Genomic DNA, 23,934 nt, shown 5'->3' with positions numbered 1-23,934 from the left:
ACTTGCATTAGGGACTACCAAAAAAATAAATAAATTACCCAAGATTTTAGTCCGTAGGATGCGTCAGGAGCGAGAAAACTTGGGTTAGATAAGAGATTACTGGTACTGACGCACCCTACTTATTGGATATTTTTTTAATTGTCGGTCCTTAAGCAATACTGCGTAGGTTTTGAGTCGATCCCCCCAACCCCAATACAGTTCAGTTAAGGAAAATTGTCGTAGGGGCACGGCACGAATAAAATTCTCATTAGAAGAAAAAATTTTGGATGCCGTGCCCCTACTACAGTGTATATCATTCGAGCCTAACTGAACTGCATTGCCCCCAACCCCCCTTTTTAAGGGGGGCTAAAAATGCCTTATTTTCCCCTCGTCACTCACGCGCCATTCATCCCACGCTCATTCGAGTGAGCGTGGGGCTTCTGTCGGGAAAGCTAAAGTATTAAGAATTGCGTCAACAGCTTGTTGAACTTTTTCTAGTGTTAATTCTGTAGATACTACTTGCACCATTGTTTTATTACGATTGAGATTCAATTTGCCTAACCACTGTCAACGCCGAATAACTCACCCCAGCGGTACCTTCACCGGGATGGGTAGAGTCACCGACTAACCACAGATGCTTGATGGGTGTACGATTGCCAATGCCAAAGGGACCAAAAGTGGGTATGCGTTGACCAATACCACCAACTATACCGCGATCGCGAGCTGTGTAACGGGCAAAGGTGCGCGGTGTGGCAACTTCTTGATGTATTATGGTTTCTGGTTTGAGGTAGAAATATTCGCCCAGTCGAGCGATCGCCTCTTCTGTATACTTCTGTTTGAGTCCGACATAATCCTTAGTCTCCCACCACTGGGTAGGGTCTACAAATGAAGAAGCAATTATTGTCGCTTTACCATCTGGGGCCCGTCCATCTCCGCTATGGCTGACGGATACAAATAAGGAATTATTCTCGCCTATCGGTCCATTGGCATTGTACATAAATTGCAGATGGGGCGGACAACCAACAGGAATGGCGCTAGCATCTACACCCAAATAGACGACAAATGCGCCTGATGCTGGGGGCAATTTTTTTACTCGCTGTTTATACCCAATTGGAGCCTGTTCACCCAGTAGTCTCACTAAATCCTGTACGGTGACATTGGCAACTATATGATCTGCTGTTTCTGTCCAAATTTCGCCTGTTTGCTGATTTTTGATGACAACAGCAGTGGCTTGATTATTTTCCACTTGGATATTTTCCACGGTGTGGCGCATCAACAACTTACCCCCGTCTCGTTCCAAGGCTTGTACCAGGCGATCGCTCAGTACCTGCATACTACCCTGGAGATGAAATAAACCTTGGGGTAGTTGGGATACACTTAAGGCTGTAGCGGCGTAAAGTAATGCTGTTTCCTCAGCATTTACTTGGGAATATAGCTTCAATTGCAAATCCAAAAAAGTTCTCAGCCGGTAGTCATTTCCTAGCCCACACAACCGTAAAGCATCGCCCACGGTCAACAAGGTAAAGGGTACTGTAATTAAAGTACTAGGACGTACAGCTTGAACTAATTGCCACAAATCCCACAAATTACGCGGTGGTAACACCGGATCACGTCCTTGAAATTCCCAACTCGCATGGAATAAAGTTGCCAGCAATTGCCAAAACGGCTCACTACCAGGAAACTGTCGTTGGCGTTCTGCTTGCCATTTTTCTGGGTTACGCCAGACATTAATTGGCGTTTTTTCACCAGGGAGATAGACCACGCAAGCCGGATCACAAGGCGTTGCGGCTGGTAAGTCCTGAGCCAATTCTGAAAATATGCGGTGGTGAATACCCCCCACCTCCAACCCAGCAACCTGAGTTGCTCCCACATCAAAGGTAAAACCTTTGCGTTTAAACGTCGAAGCACAACCTCCAGGCACGAGGGCTTGGTCTAAGATGAGAACGCTGTAGCCTCTATGGGCTAATAATGCACCAGCAGTTAGCCCACCAATTCCCGCACCGACGACGATAACGCGGGGTTTACTTTTGTCAAGAGAAATACTGGGCATTGATACTTAAATTTATATTTCTTAATATTATTCATAATTCTAACAAAAACAGGACTTACGCTAGTGTCATATTTAAAGAATGGTGCGTGACGCCACAAGTCTTGTGACTACGTACAATATTTATCGCTGCGTCACGCACCCTACGATTATTACTTCCTTCCCGGTCTAAGATTACCTATATCCCAATACAGTTCAGTTAAGGAAAATTGTCGTAGGGGCACGGCACGAATAAAATTGTCATTAGAAGAAAAGATTTTGGATGCCGTGCCCCTACACTGTATACCATTCGAGCCTAACTGAACTGTATTGACCTATATCCTTCTTCTCTGCGTTCGCGTAGCCTTCGGCGCTCGTAGAGAAGCGTGTCGGAGACAGACGCACTCGCGTTTGCGCCTTCTCTGCGTTAAGAGCGGGACGCTACGCGTAAGCGAAGCTATGCCGCAGGCTTTACGCGTAGCGTGTCGAAGACAGACGCTGCGCGAATGCAGAAGCTCAAAATTATTTCCCTACGGGACGCTCCGCGTTCGCGTAGCGTCCCGTAGGGAACGGTAATCTTCCAGCGGTTCGGGAGTAATGTGCCCCCAGAGTAGGTCATAAAAAAAGACTGAGGTAAGGTTGACTCTACCCCAGCTATAAATGAGCAGTTGTCTGCTGAGATTTCCTCGTGATGCTAAATATTCGCCTGTTGTCGTTGATATAGCGACCAGTACAAACCCTTTTGTTGTAACAAGTGTGAGTGGGTACCACGTTCAGCAATCACACCTTTTTCTAACACCACAATTAAATCAGCCCGTTTGAGGGGAGCAAAACGGTGAGCAATCAGAAATACTGTGCGATTAGTGGAAATTTGCTGTAGGTTTTGCAGTACCTGTTGTTCAGTTTCACTATCTAAAGCGCTGGTAGCTTCATCTAATATTAAAATCGGTGCGGAGGAAAGAAATAACCGCGCTAAAGCAATCCGTTGTCTCTGTCCACCAGATAAAGCTGTACCCCGTTCACCTACATTAGTTTCGTAACCGTAGGGTAATTGACTGATGAAGTCGTGAGCTACTGCTAGTCTGGCGGCTTGTACTACTTGCTCGGCGGTAATATCTGGATTACCAAGAGTGATATTTTCCAAGATGGAACCGTTAAATAAAAAGTCTTCTTGGAGAACTACACCAATTTGTTGTCTAAGGGATGCTAAATCTGCACTTTTAATATCAAAACCATCAATGAGGATGCGTCCTGATTCAATCTGATAAAGGCGTTGCAATAGTTTAGAAAGGGTACTTTTACCAGAACCACTGCGTCCCACAATGCCGACAAATTGCCCTGGTTCGACGTTGAAAGAAATCCCTTTAAGTACTGGTTCAATATTCGCTTTGTAGCGAAAAAATACCTGTTCAAAAGTGACTTGACCTTTGAGGGGTGGTAAAACTAAACCTGTTCCAGCTTCAGCTTCTGGTGCGACATTGAGAATATCACCAATGCGGTCTACAGATAGCAGAACTTGTTGCAGGTTTTGCCACAACTGCACTAAACGTAATAGGGGACCTGTGACTCTGCCTGATAACATTTGAAAAGCCACAAGCTGACCCACGGTGAGTTTTTGATCAATTACTAATTTGGCGCCAAACCAAAGAATTAGTAAAGTGGAAAAATTGGTCAGAAAATCACCAATATTACTGCTAATATTAGAGGTAGTAGAAGCTTTAAAACCAGTGCGGATGAAGCGAGCAAACAAGCCTTCCCAGCGATCGCGTGCTACGGGTTCGGCTGCGTGGGCTTTGACTGAGTGAATTCCGGTAACTGTCTCCACCAGAAACGATTGACTATCAGCACTGCGGTTAAATGTTTCGTTGAGCCAGTTACGCAGAATTGGGGTGGAAACTATTGTCAAAGTAGCAAACAATGGCAGTACAGCCAAGGCTACAAAGGTCAGGGGAATATTGTAGTAAAACATCAATACCAGATACACCACGGCAAAAATGCTATCTAAAATCACCGTCAATGCTGTACCTGTGAGGAACTGACGGATTTGTTCAAGTTCCTGAACTCGTGCTACTGTGTCACCGACGCGCCGCGACTCGAAATAAGCTAAAGGCAGACGCATGAGGTGGCGAAATAGCTGGGCTGATAAACTGAGATCTAGGCGTCGAGCTGTATGGGTAAAGATGAATAGCCGCAGGATACCGAGTATAGCCTCAAATATAGCGACTAACAAAAGTGCGATCGCCATAACATCGAGTGTTGGTAAACTCTCTTGCACCATCACTTTATCAATCACGACTTGGGTAATCAGCGGTGTCGCTAACCCCAAAAGCTGCAACGTAAAAGATGCTACTAAAACTTCTCCTAATAATCCCCGATATCTCCAAACTGCTGGGGTGAACCAACCGAGATTAAATTTTTCTTGTTGGGATATGAGTTCTACTTGCCATATTTTCCCATCCCAGGCTGACTCAACCGTTGATTGGGGTAGACTTTCGCAAGTAAGATCACGATTGAGGGGATTGGCAATAATTAGGCGATCGCCTTTCACTCCATAGGCTACCACCCATTGCGGTGTTGGTAATGAGTCAGGATTCCACAGCAGTAATGCGGGAAATGATAATTGGCGCAGCTGACTCCAATCTACTTGCAACCGTCGCAACATCAGCCCTAACTTTTCGCCTGCTTCCACTACATGTTTTGGGCGTTGTCCCCTGAGTTGGCGTTGTACCCATTCCAGTTTCACCGCATTTTCTAACTGTTGCGCCACCATTGTTAAACAAGCAGCGCCGGTGTTCCAACTGGAAACAAAAGGATAGCTGGAGGTTATGGGATTGGAGGCTAGGGACTCTTTACTAGGGACTAGGGACACTTCGGCAAGCTCAGTGCATCGCTGGGGGAGTGGGGACTGGAAAACATTCGCCTCCTCTTCCCCTTTCCCATTGTCCCCCGGTTGTTGGGAAGTTTGCCAGAAGCTTTCAATTTGTGGCGTGGAAACTTCCGCCCACAATGTTACAGCCCAACAGACTAACACGACTTCTTTACTAACAGCGCTAGCTTTGCACTCAACAGAAAATTTTTGTAAGTCGCCAAACCAATCCCCTTCTTGTAGGACTGTCAATGGCTTACCAACTCCTTCTTCTCGCAAGCGCACTTTACCTGTAATAATCAAAAACTGGTACCCCCCCGTCTCGGTTGACCAGATTTTTTCACCAATCCGATAGCGACAGATTTTCAACTGATTTTGCCATCGGGCTTGTTGATCAGAAGTTAGCCAGCATAAAGGCGGTTGATTCCACGGTACTAAAGCTAGCACGTTTATTTGTAGAGATTCATCATCCAGAAATTTTAGTTCACTTGTAATTTGACTGTCAGCTTTTGAATTTTCTCTGCTAGCCATTTCTCAAACAACTCATTTTGTAGTGCTTGCTTTAGTTGAATATCTTCTAAAGACGCTGGCAGAAATTGTTCTACTCGAAACAAACCATAACGTCCTTCTATTTCTATTGGTCCAATCAATTGTCCCGGACTGGCCGCATCAATAGCAGCCCTGAGTATATCGGGCATTGTTCCTCGACTGATTGGTCCCATCATTCCATTAACAATTCGTTCATCTGCTACTGAATACTCTTTAGCAAGTTGCTCAAAGTTACCTCCTTCTTCGATTTGGGTTTGTAGTTCCTCAGCTAATTCGCGATTTTCCACAACAATCCGAGAGATTATTACCCGATCCAGATAAATCTTCCGTTCAATAAAATATTCGGGAAGTTTTGGTTCTGTCAGAACAGCTTTCAGTTTTTCTAACTTAAAGCTCAAAGTAATTGATGAGTAAAATGTCGCGTAATCAGTGCCATTTTTACTCAACCATTCTTGAAAAACTTGAGGTTCAGTTAGTTGATTTTTTAGCCGAAAATCAATTATTGTTTGTTCCGTTACAGCCGGGCTGATGTCAATATCTTCTCGCTTTTGGATTTCTTGTTCGATGACGTACTGGCGAAGAATATCACCAATGAAATGCGTCAATTTTCCTGATGCTTGCAGATATTTGATTGCCTGCTCAATCAAAATTGGTTGGTCATTGATGGTCAAAAATGATAAATTTTCCATGAATTAGTTACTAGAAAAGTGCTAGGAAAATATATAACTCTAAATACGGAAATATGCAATTTTAGGTTTAACTGAACCGTGTTGCTTCTTATTTCCCTCCTCCCGTCGCCTGAGTAAATCCATCTGGGATATTTCTGACCAAAGAAAAACTTTGCCTAGACTTTGTGCAGAATCGCAAATCTAAAATCTGGGCATTGCTTGACAGATACCATTAATTAATATTTTATAAACTCGATGCAGAGAAAAATGTTTAACTAAAACAATCTCCCATTCCTACTTTCAATTTTCCTGCGGCGTACAATTTTTTACCTCAGTACTAGTACATCACTTCGCCAAATAGAACCACATACTAGCATAACCATTGGGAAATCATTTGTCATAAGTAAATAAATAAATAAATAAATAATTAATTAGAAAGTGGCACTAGACCAAACCAAAGCAATTAGGATAGCGGCGATCGCGCCGATTAATGTATTCAAAATATTGACCACTTCATTGGTCAGCCACGTATATTTTGATTGCAATGTTGCTCCAATAACACTTTCTAAATTGGTGGCAATAAACGCTGCTATTACACACCAAGCGATTCCCAATGCATCAATCAAACCAACTCCCCAACCAAGAAAGGCGATCGCAATTGAAGCTACCACACCGGCTAAAGTTCCCTCTAAACTAATAGCCCCTTCTGTACCTCTAGGTACTGGTTGCAGTGTGGTAATTAAAAACGTACTTTTTCCGTATGCTTTACCAACTTCGCTAGCACAGGTATCAGAAAGTTTGGTACTAAAACTCGCTACATAGCCTAACACTAATAGATACTGCAGACTAGGGACTAGGAACCCGGATGTGGGTGCAAATAATTCCGAATTGATTACCCCTACTCCCAAGGCACATAACGCCGCAGTCAACGCCGAACCCCAAACATTTTCCGGACCCCTAGCCCCAGAACGCTTTTCGGCAATTCCTTCGGCTTCTTTTTGTGCTAGACCGATGCGTGTCACCCCGGAACCAACCAGAAAATAGAACCCTACTACTAGATATCCTTGCCAACCTAACGTTCCCCAAATGAGTACACCCAGTAACCAAGCGTGGAAGATTCCTGCAGGAGTAAGCAGTTTTTTAGGAGCAATCCAAACTAAACCCAACAAAATTGTGTTTAATCCTACTCCAATCAGCCAGGGACTCGCAGAATTAATCAAAGATAGCATATTCAATAAATTATGAGTAGTTTTGCCAGAAAATCAACAAAATCACGAATTTAGAACTTTAGCACTTGATCTAGGCGACCCCTTAATCTAGAAAATGCATACTTTCTCTGCTGTTTCCGGATAAAGAAGGAAAAACTTTTGTTGATCGCCCTTGTCCATAAAAACATCAATAGTATAGCTCTCCGGGCACATTAATAATCGTAGGGTGCGTGACGCATCGATAAATATTGTACGCAGTCGCAAGACTTGTGGCGTCACGCACCATTGTTTAAATGTGACACTAGCGTAAGTCCTGAACTGATAACTGTTGACTGTTCACTGATTTAAACTTGAACCTTAATTGGTTCTGCTAATGCTTGTGCTACTATTGCCAAACTCCTAGAGTCTGTCAACATCCACGGATGTAAGGCAACAGGTACTGTCACATTTGTTCCCAGTGGCATTTGTGAACTATTCCCTGGCACAATCATCAAATCATAGGGCGTCCAAATCGATGTAAAGTTCAGTTGCTTCAACATCGCAGCATCAGAATTCAAATCCTTGAGAAAAATACTATTCGGGCGCATTTGCACGCAGCCAGGACGCTGGGAAGCATAAGCCATCACAGTTCCATAATGGGGTGAAGAAATAGTCGTAAACCGCTGCACACGCTCAATTCCGCCCAGCCGCTGGACATAGTAACGGCTGACAATTCCTCCCATGCTGAAGCCGACTAAATTGAGAGGTTGTTCTGGTGCAAAATTAGCCACAACATAATCTGCTACCTGCTTTGCCAACTTATCTAGTCCCACATCACCATTATTCGGAACTAGATCTAGGGTATACACAGACCAACCCCTTTCTCCTAAGTAGCCTCGCATTTTATTAAAAACTGCACCCGTGTCATCAATACCATGTATCAATAACACTGGATTTCGCTGCTGATTTTCAGTATTCATTTTATTTGTCATTTGTCATTGGTCATTTGTCATTTGTCATTGGTCATTGGTCATTGGTCATTGGTCATTTGTCATTGGTCATTGGTCATTGGTCATTGGTCATTGGTCATTGGTCATTGGTCATTGGTCATTGGTCATTGGTCATTGGTCATTGGTCATTACTCATTACTCATTACTCATTACTCTTTGTCATTGGTCATTGGTCATTGGTCATTGGTCATTGGTCATTACTCATTACTCATTACTCATTACTCATTACTCATTACTCTTTGTCATTGGTCATTGGTCATTGGTCATTGGTCATTGGTCATTTGTACCCCATTACCCCTTGACCCTTGACCCTTGACTCTTGACTCTTGACTCTTGACCCTTGACCCTTGACCCTTGACCCTTGACCCTTAACTCGTGTTAATTTTTGTTAAGCTAGCTTTAAGAATCTTGCTCTAAGTTACGGTAAAATTTAATAATTAGTCTCCGGTGTATACAAGTTACAAGTCCTGGCAAAAATGACTTAAAAAGGCTTGTACTGTCGCTTTCATAGAATGTTGATTAAGCCTTGATTAAGGACAAACCTATAGTGGTTGTCACCAGAAGGTGGTGGCGCACAGCAAGAAAATGTAACGTTTTGACGTAGTTTTTAATAATTACGGTCAAATTCCAGATATAAAATGCAGGAGAAATTGTCATGGATTTTATCAAAAAATTGATCGCAGGAATTCTGGGTTTCCTAACTGGGCTATTACCAGGGAAGAAGAAAAGCAACGGCTTCTACTTGGAACTAGACGAAGCTGCTACTGGCGCTACCCCAACAGTTACAGCTAAACCAGCAGCAGTATCGAATGGTAAAAAAACTCTCCAAGCAGTAGTCCCAGAGGCGCCAGCCACTCCCGCACCTAAGCCTGTTAATGTAGAGGCATCACAGAATGGCAATGGCAAAGTACCTAAAGCAGAACCAGCTAAGGAGCCAATTCCAACCACATTTGCACCTCAATATGTTGCTGCTACCGTTCCTAGCTCTAACAGTCGTCGCCGTCCAGGGGCAAATATGAGTGCATACTTAGACTTGGCAAGTCAAATTAAGACTCCTGGTTAATTTTCGCCATTGGGGATTGGGGATTGGGGATTGGGGATTGGGGATTGGGGATTGGGGATTGGGGATTGGGGATTGGGGATTGGATTAATTTACTCATTACTCCTTACTCATTACTCCTAACTCCTAACTCCTAACTCCTAACTCCTAACTCCTAACTCCTAACTCCTAACTCCTAACTCCTTACTCCTTACTCATTACTCCTTACTCCTTACTCCTAACTCCTTACTCCTTACTCATTACTCCTTACTCCTTACTCCTCACTCCTCACTCTTCAGGTTCAAAAATACAAGTCCACTATATAAATGAAAAGCTGGGTCCCAATTAGTCTTTTCCCTCCGCAACAGGTGAATGTGAGACTGAATGTTACCCAGCATTTCTGTTTGATCTAGTACTGTTTCTGCAAAGGGCTTGAAATCTGACCAAACTTTGACTTGAGGTAGTTGCTGCTCTATCGAGTTTATTAGACGATTCCAATTAATTCTGATGGTGTTTTGACTACCTTGGGCAATATTTTCTACACTTGGGTGAAATTCATAGCCGTTGTCATAAAGTCTTAGGATACAATGTCTGCTGGGTAGGTGTAAATCGCAAAATTGGGCATAGTCTTGGGTTTGAGTTTTACGTTCTAGTTTATGGTGGGCGTCAACATCTACAACTTGCTCAAAAATGGGTAACAGTCCTACCACTCGTGCTTTGACTTCTGACCAGTTAAAGGTGAGAGAACCGAGTTGATTTGCTTGGTTATGGCAAATAACAGTAGATTGTGGCGCAAATTGTCCGAAATAGTTGACTTGAAATACTTGAATTTGTTTAATTGCAGTTAGAGTTGCCCAAAAGCAGGGAATACCAGCCTTTTGTAATTGTTTACCATAAAATTTAAGTTCTCCTACTTGTCCAGTACGATACAATCGCCAGGAGCGACTGGGTAACACCAAGCGGGCGGTGTAAGTGTCTATCTGCATAATCTGGGCGAATTTCAGCGCTGCTGCGGCTTTGAGTTCTTGACTCAGAGGCTCTAATACTAGTACACCTAATTCGGTATTGTTGGGTTCGGCTGTTGCTTGGACAATTGCACGCTGTCTTTCTTCTTGCTCTATTTCTTGCAGTCGTTGCAAGCCTTGGCGTGCTAGTGTCAAGATTTTAGCATTGGCTGTTTCCCGCAGCAGTTGGCGATAAATTTTTTCTGCATCCCGACGCTTTGCGGATACTTCATACAGCCGTCCGAGGTAAAATTGCACCCAAGGATTATCTGGGGATTCTTTTAGCAGCTGTTTGAGTAGTTTAGCAGCTGTTTGATAATCTCTATGTTCAAAGGCGATCGCAACCTGCTCAATCATTACTTAGTTTCAATGCACACTGGATTCATGTCTCGCGGCTATGGGTGAGACCTAGATCCTTTATACCTCATAGGCTGCGGAAATCAAGGATAATGCTACAATTGGGGCTGTGACTGCTCGCAGGATACGACGACCAAGGGAAACTGGTTGGAATCCAGCTGCTATGGCATTTTCAACTTCTGTTTGTGTCCATCCCCCTTCTGGGCCAATCGCCATCACAATTGTGCTTTGTCTTTTGTCGTGTAAGCAATCTTTTAAATGGGGGGAGTCGTCACGAGTCACACAAATATATGGCTGGCTGAATGATAAATTACTGATGACCGATGATAACCCAGTGCTAAAGGCTACAGGTTCTAATATGGTCGGCACGAAAGAACGCTCTGATTGTTCAGCTGCTTCGGCTGCAATCCTTCGCCAGCGTTCCAGCTTTTGGGGACTGGGATTTAGTAAAGTGCGATCGCTCAATACCGGGGCAATGCAAGTTACTCCTAACTCCGTACAATACCGGACAACTTCATCAAATCCATTGCCTTTCGGTAAAGCCATCATCAATGTAATTGATATAGGTAATTCAGTTTCTACTACCAGTGGTTCTAATACCTGCGCCTGTTCCCCTTCTAGCTGTGCTAACCACCATTTACCCATACCATCCATTGCAATAAAGCGATCGCCTCCACGCAAACGCAATACACGCGCTAGATAATGTAGTTGCTGGGCTGTTAGTAAAATTTGCCCTTGTTCGAGTTGATCCGGTGCGATCGCAATTCGTTGTAGTTGAGACATGATATTGGAAACCACAGATGGATTTATCTATGTCCATCTGTGTTTATCTGTGGTGAAAATTTTTGCCTACAGAGTCTCAAAATAAGCCGTTAACGCTGCTTGTACGACCTCAGTCATGGGCTTGCCTTGACGTTCTGCTTCTGTTTTGAGTTTAATATAAAGCTCATCCTGCAGGCTGACCCGATGGCGCGATTTGCTTGTACCATTGACAGCTTCGGGGTCGTAGGTAGTAGCAAATTCGCGGATTGCATCAAATCCAACGCGATCGCAAAAATTGCCGAAGCTTTCCTTTTGCTTGCGCGTCTTTTTGAAGAAGACAAAAATTGGCTCTAGGAAGCTTTCTATATCGTTATGGTGCAGCTTTTCTGTGTAAGGCTGTGCTAACCGCGTCTGATTTGGTGAACCCCCTAACCATAATTGGTAAGATTCGGGGGCGCTACCCACAAAGGCTAATTCTGCCATATAAGGACGGGCGCAGCCGTTGGGGCATCCTGTCATCCTTACCACAAAATGTTCATTTTGTAAACCCACTTTATCCAACAAAGCGCGAATCCGTTCTAAAATACCAGGTATTGCCCGTTCTGATTCGGTGATTGCCAAGCCGCAGGTGGGTAAAGCTGGACAAGCCATTGCAAACCTGACTAAAGGTTCGATTTGGCTGGGGTCTGCAATAACGCCGCAACGGTCAAGAATTTCTTGAATCGCTGGCTTGTTATCTGGTTCGATATCGTAAAATAGCAGATTTTGGTTGGGTGTTAGGCGGATGGGTAAGTTAAATTGTGCGACAATTTCGCGCAGGGCGGTTTTCAGATGAAACGAACCTTCATCTTTGACTCGACCATTGTCAATGGAAATGCCCAAAAATAGCTTACCATCCCCTTGTTCGTTCCAACCGAGAAAGTCTTGATATTTAAACTCTGGCAGTTTTTTGAAGGGTGCGACTGCTTTCCCAAAGTATTCTTCAACCTGGGTGCGGAATTTATCGACACCCCAATCGTGGATTAAATATTTTAATCTAGCGTGACGACGGTCAGAGCGATCGCCATAATCTCTTTGGGTAGCCACAATCGCCTTTACTAGGTCGTAAACGTCATCCTTAGCGACATAACCAATGGGGTCTGCTAGTCTGGCGAAGGTTTCTTCTTTATTGTGTGTTCGCCCTAAACCGCCACCAGCCAAGATGTTAAAGCCTTCGAGTGCGCCTTTTTTATTGGTAATGACTACCAAAGTCAGGTCTTGGGAATATAAATCTACAGAATTATCACCAGGTACTGTCACGCAAACTTTGAATTTGCGGGGCATATAATGAGTACCATAAATTGGCTCTTCTGTGTTCTCCAAGATTGTCCCATTACCGTTGCCTTGTCGCGCCGCTTTCACCTGTGGGTTTTCTTCACCGCTAATTACCTTTTCCCCATCTAGCCAAACTTCGTAATAAGCGCCAGTTTGGGGTGATAGCAAGTCAGCGATATTTTGGGCATATTCCCAAGCGTATTCGTACTCTGGGCGATTTTTAAAGGGTGCAGGTGGCGCCATCACATTGCGGTTAATGTCGCCGCAAGCGCCCAAAGTTGAACCCAAGTTGTTGACAATTGTGGCAATTGCTGTCTTGAGATTCTGCTTTAAAATTCCATGCAGCTGAAATCCTTGACGGGTAGTTGCTCGTAAAGTATTGTTACCATATTCATCAGCCAGCTTATCTAAAGCCAAATAAAGCTGTGGTGGTACTAACCCACCAGGATTTTTCGTCCGCAGCATCATCTGATAATCTTTCTCCTGTCCCTTGACACGATGATCACGGTTATCCTGCTGATAAGACCCATGAAACTTCAGGATCTGTACTGCATCTTCGCTAAAGTGAGTTGTGTCCTGAAGTATCTCAGTGGCTACGGGTTCACGTAAAAAATTACTATTTTCCTTGATTCCTTCTACTTTGGAAGGGTTACGGCTAGCGATCGGGGAAGCAGGGGATTTAACCATTAGAGTTGTACGCAGTTCTTAATAAGGCATCATTTGAAGCCGAAGCTGCAAACTTGAGAAGCACCCATTCGGCTACTTGATCCCCGAAAATCCGGTCTGAATTATGAGGAATATTTTAATTTTAACACGGCAAAAAGCCGACTCTGTGATTTAAACATTTTAAGAGCTACTCTGGGGGCACAATAATAATCGTAGGGTGCGTGACGCAGCGATAAATATTGTACGTAGTCACAAGACTTGTGGCGTCACGCACCATTCTTTAAATGTGACACTAGCGTAAGCCCTGTAGGTAAATGAAGTACACAGCATTGCCCTGCCCCTACAATAATGCGATAAAATAACTTTTTCACACCCATTTTGGCTACTTTTCACATAGGATGAAAAGTAGGCTGTAGCAGCTATTGCAATAAGCTTTATAGGGAATCTCTAAAGTTAAGTTTTAGTAGTTTTCATGGAGATTGAATAATGCTAACTGCTGCAAAAACTTTGTCTGGTTTGATGGGTTTATGTGTCGGTGATGCGTTGGGTGTGCCGGTGGAGTTTACTAGCCGCGCTGAACGAGTTAAATCTCCGGTGACAACGATGATGGGTTATGGCACCTGGAACCAACCGCCAGGAACTTGGTCTGATGACAGTTCGCTGACGTTTTGCTTGGCAGAAAGTCTTTGTAGGGGGTATTCTCTGGATGCTATAGCCAATTCATTTTGGCGCTGGTACAAGGCAGGTTACTGGACTCCTCGTGGGGAATTATTTGATATTGGCACTACCACCCATGCAGCGATTATGCGCCTTAAACAGGGCATTCTACCACAAGATGCGGGTGGAAAAATTGAAAATACCAATGGCAATGGTTCTTTGATGAGAATTTTGCCGATGGCATATTGTCACCAAATCTTAACTTTCGATGAATTGATTTCGCGGGTACATGACGTTTCCGGAATTACCCACGCCCATCCGCGATCGCTCATGGCTTGTGGTATCTATATTAGCATCGCCGTAGCCCTACTCGAAGGCGCTGACCCCCAAGCAGCTTATTTACAAGGCTTAAACAAAGTCCAGACAATTTATTCTGCACGTGATTTCCTTTTAGAAAAGCCTTTGTTTAGCAGAGTATTGAGTGGTGAAATTGCCAATTTACCTGTAGAAGAGATTAATTCTGGCGGCTATGTAATTGATACCCTGGAGGCATCCCTTTGGTGTTTATTAAATAGTTCATCCTACGCCGATGCTGTACTCACAGCTATCAACCTAGGCGGAGATACCGATACTACCGCCGCAGTTACAGGTGGGTTAGCAGGAATTTATTACGGGATAGAAAATATTCCCCAAGATTGGATTAACCAAATTGTCCGCAAACAAGACATTATTAACTTGGCAAACCGTTTCGCAGCGGCTGTTTATAGTTAATAGGACCTACTCTGGGGGCACATTAATAATCTTAGGGTGCGTGACGCTGCGATAAATATTGTACCCACTCACAAGACTTGTGGCGTCAGGCACCATTCTTTAAATGTGACACTAGCGTAAGTCCTGGTTACAGCCATTTTCAGGTAAATAGACCACAGGGTAGGGGCGCAAGGCCTTGCGCCCCTACGAAGATCTGTGGTTCAAATGAGTGAAAATTGCTGTAAGTTAGGAGTTAGGAGTTAGGACTCCTAACTTGTAACTCTAAACCGTAGACAAAGAGTAGACCTGACCATCAATTAACAGCCGGGTGATTCCCTTAGCTTGGAGATGAGTACGAGTCTTGTGCAGCATTTTACTATCGGGAACTTTAATTACGCGATCGCGCTTGGTAGAAAAGCGCTTTGCAACTCGGTGGTTATCAAACACCGGCAGGGTTTTTTGCTGGGTTTCGACGATGGGAATTTGTCCCAAATCACCAAAGTCCTTGAGTGGTCGGGTAATTAATTCCGAGGCGCGGTCAATCACCAAATAGCAAGTTTTCGGCAAATGAGCTGCTGATAATGGTAAGACGGGAACAGATGCTTCCCCTGGTCTACGTCTTGTGACTAGAGGTGTGGCTTCCTCGAGGTCGTCTTCGTCATAGTCATCATCGTATTCTTCCAAGTCATCATCCAAATCTTCCAAATCATCTGATTCGTCTAGCAAATCTTCGCCTAGCATTTCAGCTAAGACCTTGACTTCAGGACGTTCATCGTCTAATAAGGGATTAGGAATGCTGGAAATGATCGGCGGCTTGGTTTGTAAAAGCTCTAACTGTTCAGCCACTGGTTGTGGCGTTGGTTTGGCGATAGGCGTTGCTTTTTTTGGGAGCGTTGGTTTGACAATAGGCGTTGGTATTTCCTCTGACAAAGAACGCTTTCGCACCCGGCGAATACCCGTGGTTAAATCGTCTTCTTGTGGTTCCTCCTCGACTAAGGCCTTAACTGGTTGAACTTTCGGCAATTCCAAGGGCTGGCTGACGCTGCTGGTTACTTTTGTTGCTGGCTCTGATTTACTCAATAAAGGCAACTGGTCGTAACTTACCTGTGCCCTACCTTCAGGAGTTCTCGCAGCCCGCTTCAAAGAAACGAGGTACTCATACTCCTCCTCTGGTAAGGTACTTTTAAGCAGACGGCTAATTGTCGAGTTGCTGACGCCATAGCGATCTGCCAAGGTTGAGGTTGTTTCAGCACTTTCTCGATATAATTTAAGGATTTCTTGTTTGTCAGAATCTGTTAGTTTTCTCACGGTAGACACCAAAAATCTTTTCTTCTAAGCTCTTTTTCGTCCGCGCTCCCGCCGCGTTCGGCTTAATGATGTGTCATATTCTAGGGCAGCGCCCATACCAAATAACACCCCACTAAACACCCAAAATACTTCTAGTACGTCCCCACTTTGATAGTTGGAACCTTGGGCGTATTTAAACCACATATCTGCAATGTATAGCGAAAAGGCCGCTGCTGCAATCATTCTCCAAGATTGGGCAAGTCGCCCCCCCCAAAAGGTTAACAGCAGAGTGGTGGCAATAATTAATATAGCCACATCGCTAACTATATAAAACCAATTTAAAATCGAGCCTAGCAGATCTAAGGTTGTTGCTTGTTGCAGAGAAATCCACCAAGCTAAAAGACTGCCAAACACTGCAATGGCCAAAACAATTAGCCATTGCCATTTTTCCAAATTGATTCTTCTAGAAACTGCTGCCAAAATCATGCCTACACCAAGGGATAAATAAGTCAGTACAAAAAACACATCGCCAATAGATACATCCGGTTCTTTCTTTAAAATTATTTCCGTATAACCGAAAAATATTCCTCCTAGGAAATAGGACAGCATACCTATGCCAATTGCGAGCCAAACATTGCGACCACTGACAATCTGTGGACTACGCCAATTCCTCAAGCATAAGATACCCGCACCCAGGTAAGCTACCGCTTCAAAAATATTTGTACCAATTACATACCATTCGGCACGACTTTGCGTCCCATCCGCTCCTGGAACTTTGGCACTAAACAATAAAAAGTATAACAGTGCTAGCACCGCCCAGCCAATATTCAGCAAAATAATGTTCCCAGTGGTAAAAATCGATGGCGGACGGTAGGAATTTTCGTAAGAACTACTCATAAGTCTTGGCTATGTGAATACACTCTGGCAATATTTTCGCGAGCAGGACCGTGTGGAAGCATGGATGAGCATCAAGTAGTACATTACCGGAGAAATAAAACTATCATTCAAAACAGCGCCCAAGCCTAAAATCAAAGCCTGTTGAAGTTTGAATTTTTAATTTTGCCCAGCGGTAGTAGTTCATGGCTTTGCCAAACCATACCCCATCGAGCGTCAAAAGCAAGTGCTGGTGACAGCAATTTCCTTCCACGTCCATGCTATTGCCACAGTTTACTCAGTGAAGACTGATTTAGCCAAGTGATAAACAGCGATCGCTCTGGTTCTGGCATATCTTGTAACCGATCAATCACTTGATAGGCAAAGTTAGCATTGCCAAAATACGCTTTTCCTAGTCTATACAGTTCTTGTAAGAAGCTAATCACATATTTTTCTGGCCAAACCGGAAGGTTGACTGTATCCAGTGGGTTGTTAGTCAGCAAGTATTTGACGGCTTCAGGTGTTGATACTCCCGGTAATTGCTTTTGGCGCAAAACCTGTGTAATATCTTTCTCAAATAAAGCCGCTTGACGATTCCCTAACAACTCTTCCACCTCCATATAGACAGCTTGCAGCAGCAAAATACTCCCTTGGATGAAAATCGCGATTTGGCCATCACCACCTGTATCGCTATCTAGCTGCTCTAAACGTATTTTACCCCAGACGCTAAACCGCTCTGGTTCTTCGAGCAAGACACAGGCTTTACCTTGATTATCGGTTAAATCCCTCCATAAGGCTCTAGCTTCTTCCTCTTGACTAGCTTTGAAAACGCTAATTAAGCGAAAGGCTTGCCCCTGATAATGGAGGATCGACACCTGCTGATCCCGTTTTGGGTGGTGAATAGTTGATATTTCAACATTCTGCCGTTTGAGAATAAACATAGAACTAGCAAATAACTCCTCTCAGGGGCATTCTCGATATGCGATCTATAATCGCATGTGGCGGCATCGCCAAGCGTGCGATTACTTAGCGTGCCCTAGGAGCAAGCCTCGCAATAACGAGAAGCTTTCTTATGGTTAGCCGCCCAGAGGGTGTTTACGCTAAGGGGTAAAGTACCCGTTGACAAAACAATATATCTAAATTAGCGCCCCTTTTGTTACATTTTTAGTGTATATTTACCAAATAGCAATTTGGATCTTAGCCTTGCCGATGAAAAATCTGCAATTTTTGCTTGCCTGTTGCTGGTAAAAAGAGGTATAATCTAAACAGATGACTCCTTAAAGAGCCACGTTTTTAGCTTGGGTGTGTAACTCAGGGGATAGAGTAACTGTCTTCTAAACAGTCAGCCGCAGGTTCGATTCCTGCCACACCCGTTTTAACTCAATACGAACCTTTGAGAAGCCTTTTTATGGTAAGTTGTCCTAGAGGCTTTAATTTTTGCATCAATGCACCACACGAAAGACAAAGGCGATATAGCTGCAGCTAAAGCAATAGCAGATTTAGCAATTAAAGGATACTCAATTTTGACACCACTGGTGTGTGAGCATTTACCTTTTGATCTGGTTGCCTACGACAATAGTAAGTTTTATAGAATTCAGGCTAAATATAACAGCGACGGCGAAATTAAAAATAAAACTAGTTGGGCAGATAAGAACGGCAATCATTATAGAAAATACAAACCTGATGACTTTGACTTTTATGGTCTTTATTTACCGGATATCAACAAAGTAGTATATCCATCAATTAAGTTTGGCGGTTGTCGCATCAGATCAACGCCCCCTAAATCTCCCAGTCCTTTTTATTGGTGGGAGGATTTTACAGAGTTTACTGAAGTAGCGCCTAAGCGAACCTACAAAGAATTTGGCGTTGATTTAACAACTAGGAAGGTTAGTCCAGATTCGAGAATTCACACCAGGAAAGTTGAAAGGCCATCAAAGGAAGAATTAGCAAAGTTGGTGTGGGAAAAGCCAACGGCGCAAATTGGTAGAGATTTTGGTGTGTCTGATAAGGCTGTAGAGAAGTGGTGTAAGGCTTATGGGTTGGATAAGCCGGCTAGGGGATATTGGGTGAGGAAGGCTTATGGAAGGGTTGAGGGATAGGTAAATAGTTTGTATTTTAGGCTACTAGCGCTATTTATTATCTGATATATATACATAATTCTGAGAAGGTTATAATCTATAGTCATGTTTTATACTGATTGTAATCATGAGGATACCCGACTATCAAAGCATCATGCTACCGTTGCTACAACTACTAGTAGACGAGAAAGAACATTCACTACAGGAATCTATTGAATATTTGGCTGAGAAGTTTAAGTTATCAGATGAAGCACGCAAAGAGTTGCTACCGAGTGGGCGCCAGTCTGCTTTTGATAACCGTGTTGGTTGGGCGCGAACATACATGAAAAAAGCTGGGTTATTGGAATATACACGAAGAGGATATTTCCGAATTACAGAACGTGGGCTGAAAATTATTAACAAAAATCCCCAGGATATAAATGTAAAATTTCTGGAGCAATTTTCGGAATTTATAGATTTTAAAAGTAACAGGAAATTAGAAAATAAATCAGGAAATAATCAGAGTGAACTAATAAGCAATCAGACACCGGAAGAAGATATAGAAACAGCTATACAAAAATTAAACCAAGATTTAGCAACTGATATTATACAAACAATCAAGAAATCTTCCCCAGCTTTTTTTGAAAAGCTTGTGGTTGATTTACTTCTCAAAATGGGATATGGTGGTACACGCAAAGATGCAGGACAAACGGTAGGAAGAAGTGGAGATGGTGGAATTGATGGAATTATTAATGAAGACCGTCTTGGACTTGACGTTATATATCTTCAAGCTAAACGTTGGGAAAATTCTATAGGTAGACCAGAAATCCAGAAGTTTGCTGGAACTCTACAGGGTTTCCGTGCTAAAAAAGGTATTTTTATTACTTCATCAACATTTACTAAAGAAGCGATAGATTTTGTATCAAGGATTGATAGTCGTATAATTCTCATAGACGGTCAAAATCTTGCAGAGTTGATGATAGAACACAATGTTGGAGTAACACCATTTGTTTCTTATGAAGTAAAGAAAATAGATTCTGATTACTTTACAGAAGCATAATGGATTTTAACTTTATGTATTTTACCTATTGATAACTAAAAAATAAAATCTTCGTATGGTGCGTCAGGGTAATAATTGCACTGATTTTCAAAGCTGTTGGCTGACGCACACTATAGAAACAATAATAAGCCCGTGATGAGGATTAAAATTATAAATATCAACTTTAGCAAGAGTGTGTAGTTGCTGCATAAATAAAAAAAATATATATTACAGCGGTTTCAATTGCTCCAATATCTGAGAATCAAGATATTTTTGCTCAATCATCTCCACTGAATTATCACACCATTTAGCAACTACAGCCGTAGGAACTCCTTTGGCGATTTGCTCAGATATGAAAGTATCACGACAAGAGTAGGGAGTTGTTTTACGTTCTACCAATGAGTCTACAATTTTATCCCATGCACGGCGCGAAAAGTTTCTGTAATGTATTGATAGTCCTTCCGGTGAGGGAAATACTAAAGATTCAGCGTGAGGATTTTCTGGTTTTATTTTCAATAACAATTCTTGCAATCTTTGGTTGCAGTTAAAAGTTCGCTTCTTATTGTTTTTCGAGCCATCAACTCTCACTCTTTCACCGTTCCCCACCTGAACTAATGCGCTGTCAAAGGTAATTTTGGAACAATCTGGTGTAATATGCTGCCATTGTAACCCAATAGCTTCTGAGGGACGGCATCCTGTTAAGAATAAAAACTCCACAAATGGTGCATAATGGCTGTAACCTATTCCTTTAGCTGGTTTGTGATTTCTAAAACTATGAATTATCTTTTGCTTTTCTTCTTCACTAAAAGCATTAGGTTGTGAATTATCTTGCCATTTATGCTTGGGAAGCTCGTTATACATTCCTTCAAAGGGATTAAATGTCACTAAACCGCGCTTCATTCCCCATTTACAAGCTGCTGATAGATACATGAGTACATCTTTGGCTTGTGAATTGGTTGTTTGTTGCAATAGTGAAATCCGAATTTTCATCCCTTCATCTAAAGCTTGATATGGACAGCGTTTAATATGTTTTTCTAATACCGCCAGTTTATCCAGTGTTGTCGGTTTGAGTGATTGGCGTTTGTAATCAATATATCTGTCCCATAGTTGAGAAATTGTTAAGACTATTTGAGGTTCATCGGGATTGACTATTGATAAGTGTCTTTGTGGCTTGTATTTGGCTAGTTTTTCGTCGAATTCGCCTGAGATAATGTCTAACTCTATCTCATGTGCTTTCTGTTCTGCTAGCTGACGATTTTCAGGTGTATCAGCTAAATTCAAAGTCAGATACTTTTGTTTACCTTCGTAAATTTGTCTTGGCAATCTCAGTCGTAATCTACCTTGAAATGATTCAATACCTACTGACCCCTTGGATATCTTTTGTATTCTATTCATAGATTTTGACTATTAAAATAAATTGCTCTACAAAAATCATAGTCAAATCATAGTCAAAACACAAGTACGATACCCAAAATTTTCACCCGATACCCAAATCATAGTCAAATCATAGTCAAATCATAGTCAAAAATATTAGTAAGGGACTCAGTTCCTAAACCCCTAAGTCACTTCCGAAGGCTCAAACCCTTACTCTACCGTTGATTAGACTCATGAAAAACAAGCCCGTGACGAGGATTGAACTCGTGACCTCACCCTTACCAAGGGTGTGCTCTACCACTGAGCCACACGGGCAAAATACACTTTTGATTTTTAAGTTAAGAGTTACAATGCTGTTACCTCAGTCATTATAACTCATAACTTTACAAGTGGTGGGCCGGGCTGGATTTGAACCAGCGTAGGCGTAAACCAACGGATTTACAGTCCGTCTCCATTAACCACTCGGACACCGACCCATTTGTCCCACAATTATTTACTTTAGCAGCAGTTTTCGGAAATTGCAAGGGGTTAGAGAAAAATTATTTTTCTTCCAGAAACCTGGTTTGTGTAGCCTAACTCAGGAGTTCGCCGGTTTCTTGCAAGGAGTGCAAGCGGCGATAAATTCCCTCTTGGCGCAATAGTTCATCGTGTCTACCTACTTCGACAATCCTTCCCTGATCTAGAACTACAATTTTATCGGCTTCCCGGACTGTACTCAGGCGGTGGGCAATAATAATCGTGGTGCGAGTTCCCTGAATTGATCGCATGGCTAGTTGTATTGAACGCTCTGATTCATAATCTAGGCTGGAGGTAGCCTCATCAAACACCAGCACGTCTGGTTCGACTAGCAAGGCCCTAGCAATTCCTAAGCGCTGTCTTTGTCCTCCTGATAATCTGACACCACGTTCGCCGACAACGGTGTAATATCCCTGGGGTAGTTGTTCTATCACTTCATCAACTCTGGCTATTCTACAAGCTTGCTGAACTTGCTCAAAATTGGCGTTTGGTCTGCCATAGGTGAGATTATTCAATAAGGTACCGTTGAAAATGTCTACTTCTTGGTGAACGATCGCCAATCTTCGTCTATATTTACCCACATCTAAGGTGCGAATATCTTGACCATCAATCAGTATTTGTCCTTGTTGAGGTTCAAAGTACCGCAATAATAGTTTGACTAAGGTGGATTTCCCAGAACCGGAACGCCCTACTAATGCTACTGTTTGATATGGCTCAATCAAAAGATTGATATCTTGTAAAACTTGGCGATTGGCATCATACCCAAAACTGATACCAGAAAATTCTAGTTTTCCAGAAAATTGATAAGGTAATTCTGTTGGCTGTTGCTCATTTAAGAACGAATCTCCATCAATAGCGGATGGTTCTTGCATAAATTCGTGAAACCGCACCATAGAAGAATAGCGCCGGGCGAATACTTCTGCTAGGTTACTAATTGGTTGAATTTCAGCATAAGCCATACTCGAAAGAGTTAATGTCATGATAAAATGACCTAAAGAAATCTTACCGCTGACTGTTTCTGCTAAAGTTAAACCTAGCACGAGAAATACAGCAAACTGTACCATCGTGCGTTGCCAACTAGCAAGTTTTACATAACCTTTGTGAATGCGATACTCTACAACTGTTAACTCTCGTTTTAACCTTTGACTTTGCCGCTTTAGTTCTTCAGGTTCAGTCGCAAAGGCTTTAACAGTTTTGATATTTGTGATAATTTCCGAAGTGCGACTTTCTGTATTTTCACTGTATTTATCCAGGATACTCTCGTGCAAAATTAGCCGCTGTAATTTCCGCAAGCTCAAGCTGAGGATAATTCCAAATGAAATCAGAAATAATATCGCAATCCGCCACTCAATAAACCAGATAAACACAAAAATTCCCAGCACTCGCGATAGTTTAGGAATTAACTGTCCAGCAATCTCTGGATAAGTCCATGTATGATTAGTAAGACCTCTAGATACTCTTCCTGCTATACGTCCAGGGTTATTTTCGTCATAAAATTCTAGTGGTAAACTGAGAATTTTTTCTATAGCTTTTTGTCCCTGAATACGACGCGCCCTTAATGGTATATCCCAGTGAAACCAATGGGTTAACCAAGCTTCAAACGGCGCTCTCAATACGGTGACAACGAAAATTAAACCCAGTAACACTCCCAAAGATAGAGGTTTACTGGCTGGGTAATTTATAATGTTTAAAAAAATTGCGATCGCGCCTTGAAGTGGTTTGTCTAACGGTTGTCCAGACAAAACGTTTAGAATCTGTCCGATAGCATAAGGTACAGTCAAATCAATAATTTCGTTAATACTGGATACTGTAATGCTGAAAATACTCCACTTCCAGTCGGGACGAAAGTAATTGAGTATATCTCTAAATTTTGCCATGATGCACACCTTCCAAGAACGCGAGCAGTAGCTTGTAATTTATTATATTACATATTTAATACATAAAATCAATAGCT

At 42.7% G+C, this 23,934-nt stretch carries 18 protein-coding genes and 3 tRNA genes; 6 read left to right on the top strand and 15 right to left on the bottom strand.

The features are described from left to right. Window positions 1-514 precede the first annotated feature (514 nt). From crtD to HEQ19_19955, 5 genes are all read right to left on the bottom strand, one after another. The gene (gene crtD / locus HEQ19_19975; GenBank protein WYM01433.1) at window positions 515-2,029 is read right to left on the bottom strand and encodes a C-3',4' desaturase CrtD; all 1,515 of its coding nucleotides are present in this window, start codon (window positions 2,027-2,029) and stop codon (window positions 515-517) included. A gap of 670 nt (window positions 2,030-2,699) precedes the next feature. Beyond that, complete coding sequence (locus HEQ19_19970) at window positions 2,700-5,402, bottom strand: peptidase domain-containing ABC transporter (GenBank protein WYM01432.1); 2,703 nt, start codon at window positions 5,400-5,402, stop codon at window positions 2,700-2,702. After that, window positions 5,351-6,109 carry a peptidylprolyl isomerase gene (locus HEQ19_19965; protein ID WYM01431.1) on the bottom strand — a complete coding sequence of 253 codons (759 nt, stop codon included), beginning with the start codon at window positions 6,107-6,109 and terminating at the stop codon, window positions 5,351-5,353. Before HEQ19_19965 ends, HEQ19_19970 begins: the two co-directional genes overlap by 52 nt. A 410-nt stretch (window positions 6,110-6,519) precedes the next feature. Further along, window positions 6,520-7,317 (bottom strand): TIGR00297 family protein, encoded by a 798-nt coding sequence (locus HEQ19_19960; protein ID WYM01430.1) that lies wholly within the window; start codon window positions 7,315-7,317, stop codon window positions 6,520-6,522. A gap of 323 nt (window positions 7,318-7,640) precedes the next feature. After that, window positions 7,641-8,255 (bottom strand): triacylglycerol lipase, encoded by a 615-nt coding sequence (locus HEQ19_19955; GenBank protein ID WYM01429.1) that lies wholly within the window; start codon window positions 8,253-8,255, stop codon window positions 7,641-7,643. A gap of 5 nt (window positions 8,256-8,260) precedes the next feature. Between HEQ19_19955 and HEQ19_19950 the strand changes: the two genes are divergently transcribed. Continuing rightward, window positions 8,261-8,587 (top strand): hypothetical protein, encoded by a 327-nt coding sequence (locus HEQ19_19950; protein WZI66967.1) that lies wholly within the window; start codon window positions 8,261-8,263, stop codon window positions 8,585-8,587. A 353-nt stretch (window positions 8,588-8,940) separates the two neighbouring features. Beyond that, window positions 8,941-9,348, top strand: a complete 408-nt coding sequence (locus tag HEQ19_19945) for a hypothetical protein (GenBank protein WYM01428.1) — start codon at window positions 8,941-8,943, stop codon at window positions 9,346-9,348. A gap of 257 nt (window positions 9,349-9,605) precedes the next feature. Here HEQ19_19945 and HEQ19_19940 read toward each other — a convergent pair whose 3' ends face one another. The 3 genes from HEQ19_19940 to sir all read right to left on the bottom strand — a co-directional run bounded on the left by HEQ19_19940 (window position 9,606) and on the right by sir (window position 13,448). Next, window positions 9,606-10,685, bottom strand: a complete 1,080-nt coding sequence (locus tag HEQ19_19940) for a tetratricopeptide repeat protein (protein ID WYM01427.1) — start codon at window positions 10,683-10,685, stop codon at window positions 9,606-9,608. Window positions 10,686-10,745: 60 nt separating this feature from the next. Beyond that, complete coding sequence (locus HEQ19_19935; GenBank protein WYM01426.1) at window positions 10,746-11,468, bottom strand: 16S rRNA (uracil(1498)-N(3))-methyltransferase; 723 nt, start codon at window positions 11,466-11,468, stop codon at window positions 10,746-10,748. A gap of 66 nt (window positions 11,469-11,534) precedes the next feature. Beyond that, window positions 11,535-13,448 (bottom strand): sulfite reductase, ferredoxin dependent, encoded by a 1,914-nt coding sequence (gene sir, locus HEQ19_19930; protein ID WYM01425.1) that lies wholly within the window; start codon window positions 13,446-13,448, stop codon window positions 11,535-11,537. Between the two features lie 465 nt (window positions 13,449-13,913). Here sir and HEQ19_19925 point away from each other — a divergent pair, with 465 nt between their 5' ends. After that, on the top strand, window positions 13,914-14,855 hold the full coding sequence (locus HEQ19_19925; GenBank protein ID WYM01424.1) for an ADP-ribosylglycohydrolase family protein: 942 nt from the start codon (window positions 13,914-13,916) through the stop codon (window positions 14,853-14,855). Window positions 14,856-15,116: 261 nt separating this feature from the next. On the opposite strand, the gene HEQ19_19920 is transcribed toward HEQ19_19925, so the two are convergent. From HEQ19_19920 to HEQ19_19910, 3 genes are all read right to left on the bottom strand, one after another. Next, entirely contained in the window at window positions 15,117-16,142 is a 1,026-nt protein-coding gene (locus tag HEQ19_19920; GenBank protein WYM01423.1) for a transposase, read from the bottom strand. A gap of 24 nt (window positions 16,143-16,166) precedes the next feature. Then, window positions 16,167-17,018, bottom strand: coding sequence for a hypothetical protein (locus HEQ19_19915; GenBank protein WYM01422.1), 852 nt, complete (start codon window positions 17,016-17,018; stop codon window positions 16,167-16,169). 257 nt (window positions 17,019-17,275) lie between these two features. Beyond that, window positions 17,276-17,935, bottom strand: a complete 660-nt coding sequence (locus HEQ19_19910) for an Npun_F0813 family protein (GenBank protein ID WYM01421.1) — start codon at window positions 17,933-17,935, stop codon at window positions 17,276-17,278. 359 nt (window positions 17,936-18,294) lie between these two features. Here HEQ19_19910 and HEQ19_19905 point away from each other — a divergent pair. The 3 genes from HEQ19_19905 (at window position 18,295) to HEQ19_19895 (ending at window position 20,111) form a co-directional block, all read left to right on the top strand. Continuing rightward, window positions 18,295-18,367 (top strand) — tRNA-Arg (locus HEQ19_19905). A 72-nt stretch (window positions 18,368-18,439) separates the two neighbouring features. Further along, entirely contained in the window at window positions 18,440-19,093 is a 654-nt protein-coding gene (locus tag HEQ19_19900; protein ID WYM01420.1) for a group I intron-associated PD-(D/E)XK endonuclease, read from the top strand. A gap of 133 nt (window positions 19,094-19,226) precedes the next feature. Further along, the gene (locus tag HEQ19_19895) at window positions 19,227-20,111 is read left to right on the top strand and encodes a restriction endonuclease (protein ID WYM01419.2); all 885 of its coding nucleotides are present in this window, start codon (window positions 19,227-19,229) and stop codon (window positions 20,109-20,111) included. A gap of 207 nt (window positions 20,112-20,318) precedes the next feature. Here HEQ19_19895 and HEQ19_19890 read toward each other — a convergent pair whose 3' ends face one another. The 4 genes from HEQ19_19890 to HEQ19_19875 all read right to left on the bottom strand — a co-directional run bounded on the left by HEQ19_19890 (window position 20,319) and on the right by HEQ19_19875 (window position 23,857). Beyond that, window positions 20,319-21,485 (bottom strand): DUF3596 domain-containing protein, encoded by a 1,167-nt coding sequence (locus HEQ19_19890; GenBank protein WYM01418.1) that lies wholly within the window; start codon window positions 21,483-21,485, stop codon window positions 20,319-20,321. 222 nt (window positions 21,486-21,707) lie between these two features. After that, window positions 21,708-21,779, bottom strand: a tRNA-Thr gene (locus tag HEQ19_19885). 75 nt (window positions 21,780-21,854) lie between these two features. After that, window positions 21,855-21,940, bottom strand: a tRNA-Tyr gene (locus HEQ19_19880). Between the two features lie 96 nt (window positions 21,941-22,036). Continuing rightward, window positions 22,037-23,857 (bottom strand): ABC transporter ATP-binding protein, encoded by a 1,821-nt coding sequence (locus HEQ19_19875; GenBank protein WYM01417.1) that lies wholly within the window; start codon window positions 23,855-23,857, stop codon window positions 22,037-22,039. Window positions 23,858-23,934 lie beyond the last annotated feature (77 nt).

The sequence above is a fragment of the Gloeotrichia echinulata CP02 genome (assembly GCA_038087035.1).
GTDB classification, from domain to species: domain Bacteria; phylum Cyanobacteriota; class Cyanobacteriia; order Cyanobacteriales; family Nostocaceae; genus Gloeotrichia; species Gloeotrichia echinulata.
The sequence above is the reverse complement of the archived record's forward strand: the minus strand, read 5'-3'. Positions and strand labels throughout refer to the sequence as shown.

Bases quoted from the DNA above. Each gene is read 5' to 3' on its own strand.
- crtD (WYM01433.1), bottom strand. From the start codon at position 2,029: ATGCCCAGTATTTCTCTTGACAAAAGTAAACCCCGCGTTATCGTCGTC.
- HEQ19_19970 (WYM01432.1), bottom strand. From the start codon at position 5,402: ATGGCTAGCAGAGAAAATTCAAAAGCTGACAGTCAAATTACAAGTGAA.
- HEQ19_19965 (WYM01431.1), bottom strand. From the start codon at position 6,109: ATGGAAAATTTATCATTTTTGACCATCAATGACCAACCAATTTTGATT.
- HEQ19_19960 (WYM01430.1), bottom strand. From the start codon at position 7,317: ATGCTATCTTTGATTAATTCTGCGAGTCCCTGGCTGATTGGAGTAGGA.
- HEQ19_19955 (WYM01429.1), bottom strand. From the start codon at position 8,255: ATGAATACTGAAAATCAGCAGCGAAATCCAGTGTTATTGATACATGGT.
- HEQ19_19945 (WYM01428.1), top strand. From the start codon at position 8,941: ATGGATTTTATCAAAAAATTGATCGCAGGAATTCTGGGTTTCCTAACT.
- HEQ19_19940 (WYM01427.1), bottom strand. From the start codon at position 10,685: ATGATTGAGCAGGTTGCGATCGCCTTTGAACATAGAGATTATCAAACA.
- HEQ19_19935 (WYM01426.1), bottom strand. From the start codon at position 11,468: ATGTCTCAACTACAACGAATTGCGATCGCACCGGATCAACTCGAACAA.
- sir (WYM01425.1), bottom strand. From the start codon at position 13,448: ATGGTTAAATCCCCTGCTTCCCCGATCGCTAGCCGTAACCCTTCCAAA.
- HEQ19_19925 (WYM01424.1), top strand. From the start codon at position 13,914: ATGCTAACTGCTGCAAAAACTTTGTCTGGTTTGATGGGTTTATGTGTC.
- HEQ19_19915 (WYM01422.1), bottom strand. From the start codon at position 17,018: ATGAGTAGTTCTTACGAAAATTCCTACCGTCCGCCATCGATTTTTACC.
- HEQ19_19910 (WYM01421.1), bottom strand. From the start codon at position 17,935: ATGTTTATTCTCAAACGGCAGAATGTTGAAATATCAACTATTCACCAC.
- HEQ19_19900 (WYM01420.1), top strand. From the start codon at position 18,440: ATGCACCACACGAAAGACAAAGGCGATATAGCTGCAGCTAAAGCAATA.
- HEQ19_19895 (WYM01419.2), top strand. From the start codon at position 19,227: ATGCTACCGTTGCTACAACTACTAGTAGACGAGAAAGAACATTCACTA.
- HEQ19_19890 (WYM01418.1), bottom strand. From the start codon at position 21,485: ATGAATAGAATACAAAAGATATCCAAGGGGTCAGTAGGTATTGAATCA.
- HEQ19_19875 (WYM01417.1), bottom strand. From the start codon at position 23,857: ATGGCAAAATTTAGAGATATACTCAATTACTTTCGTCCCGACTGGAAG.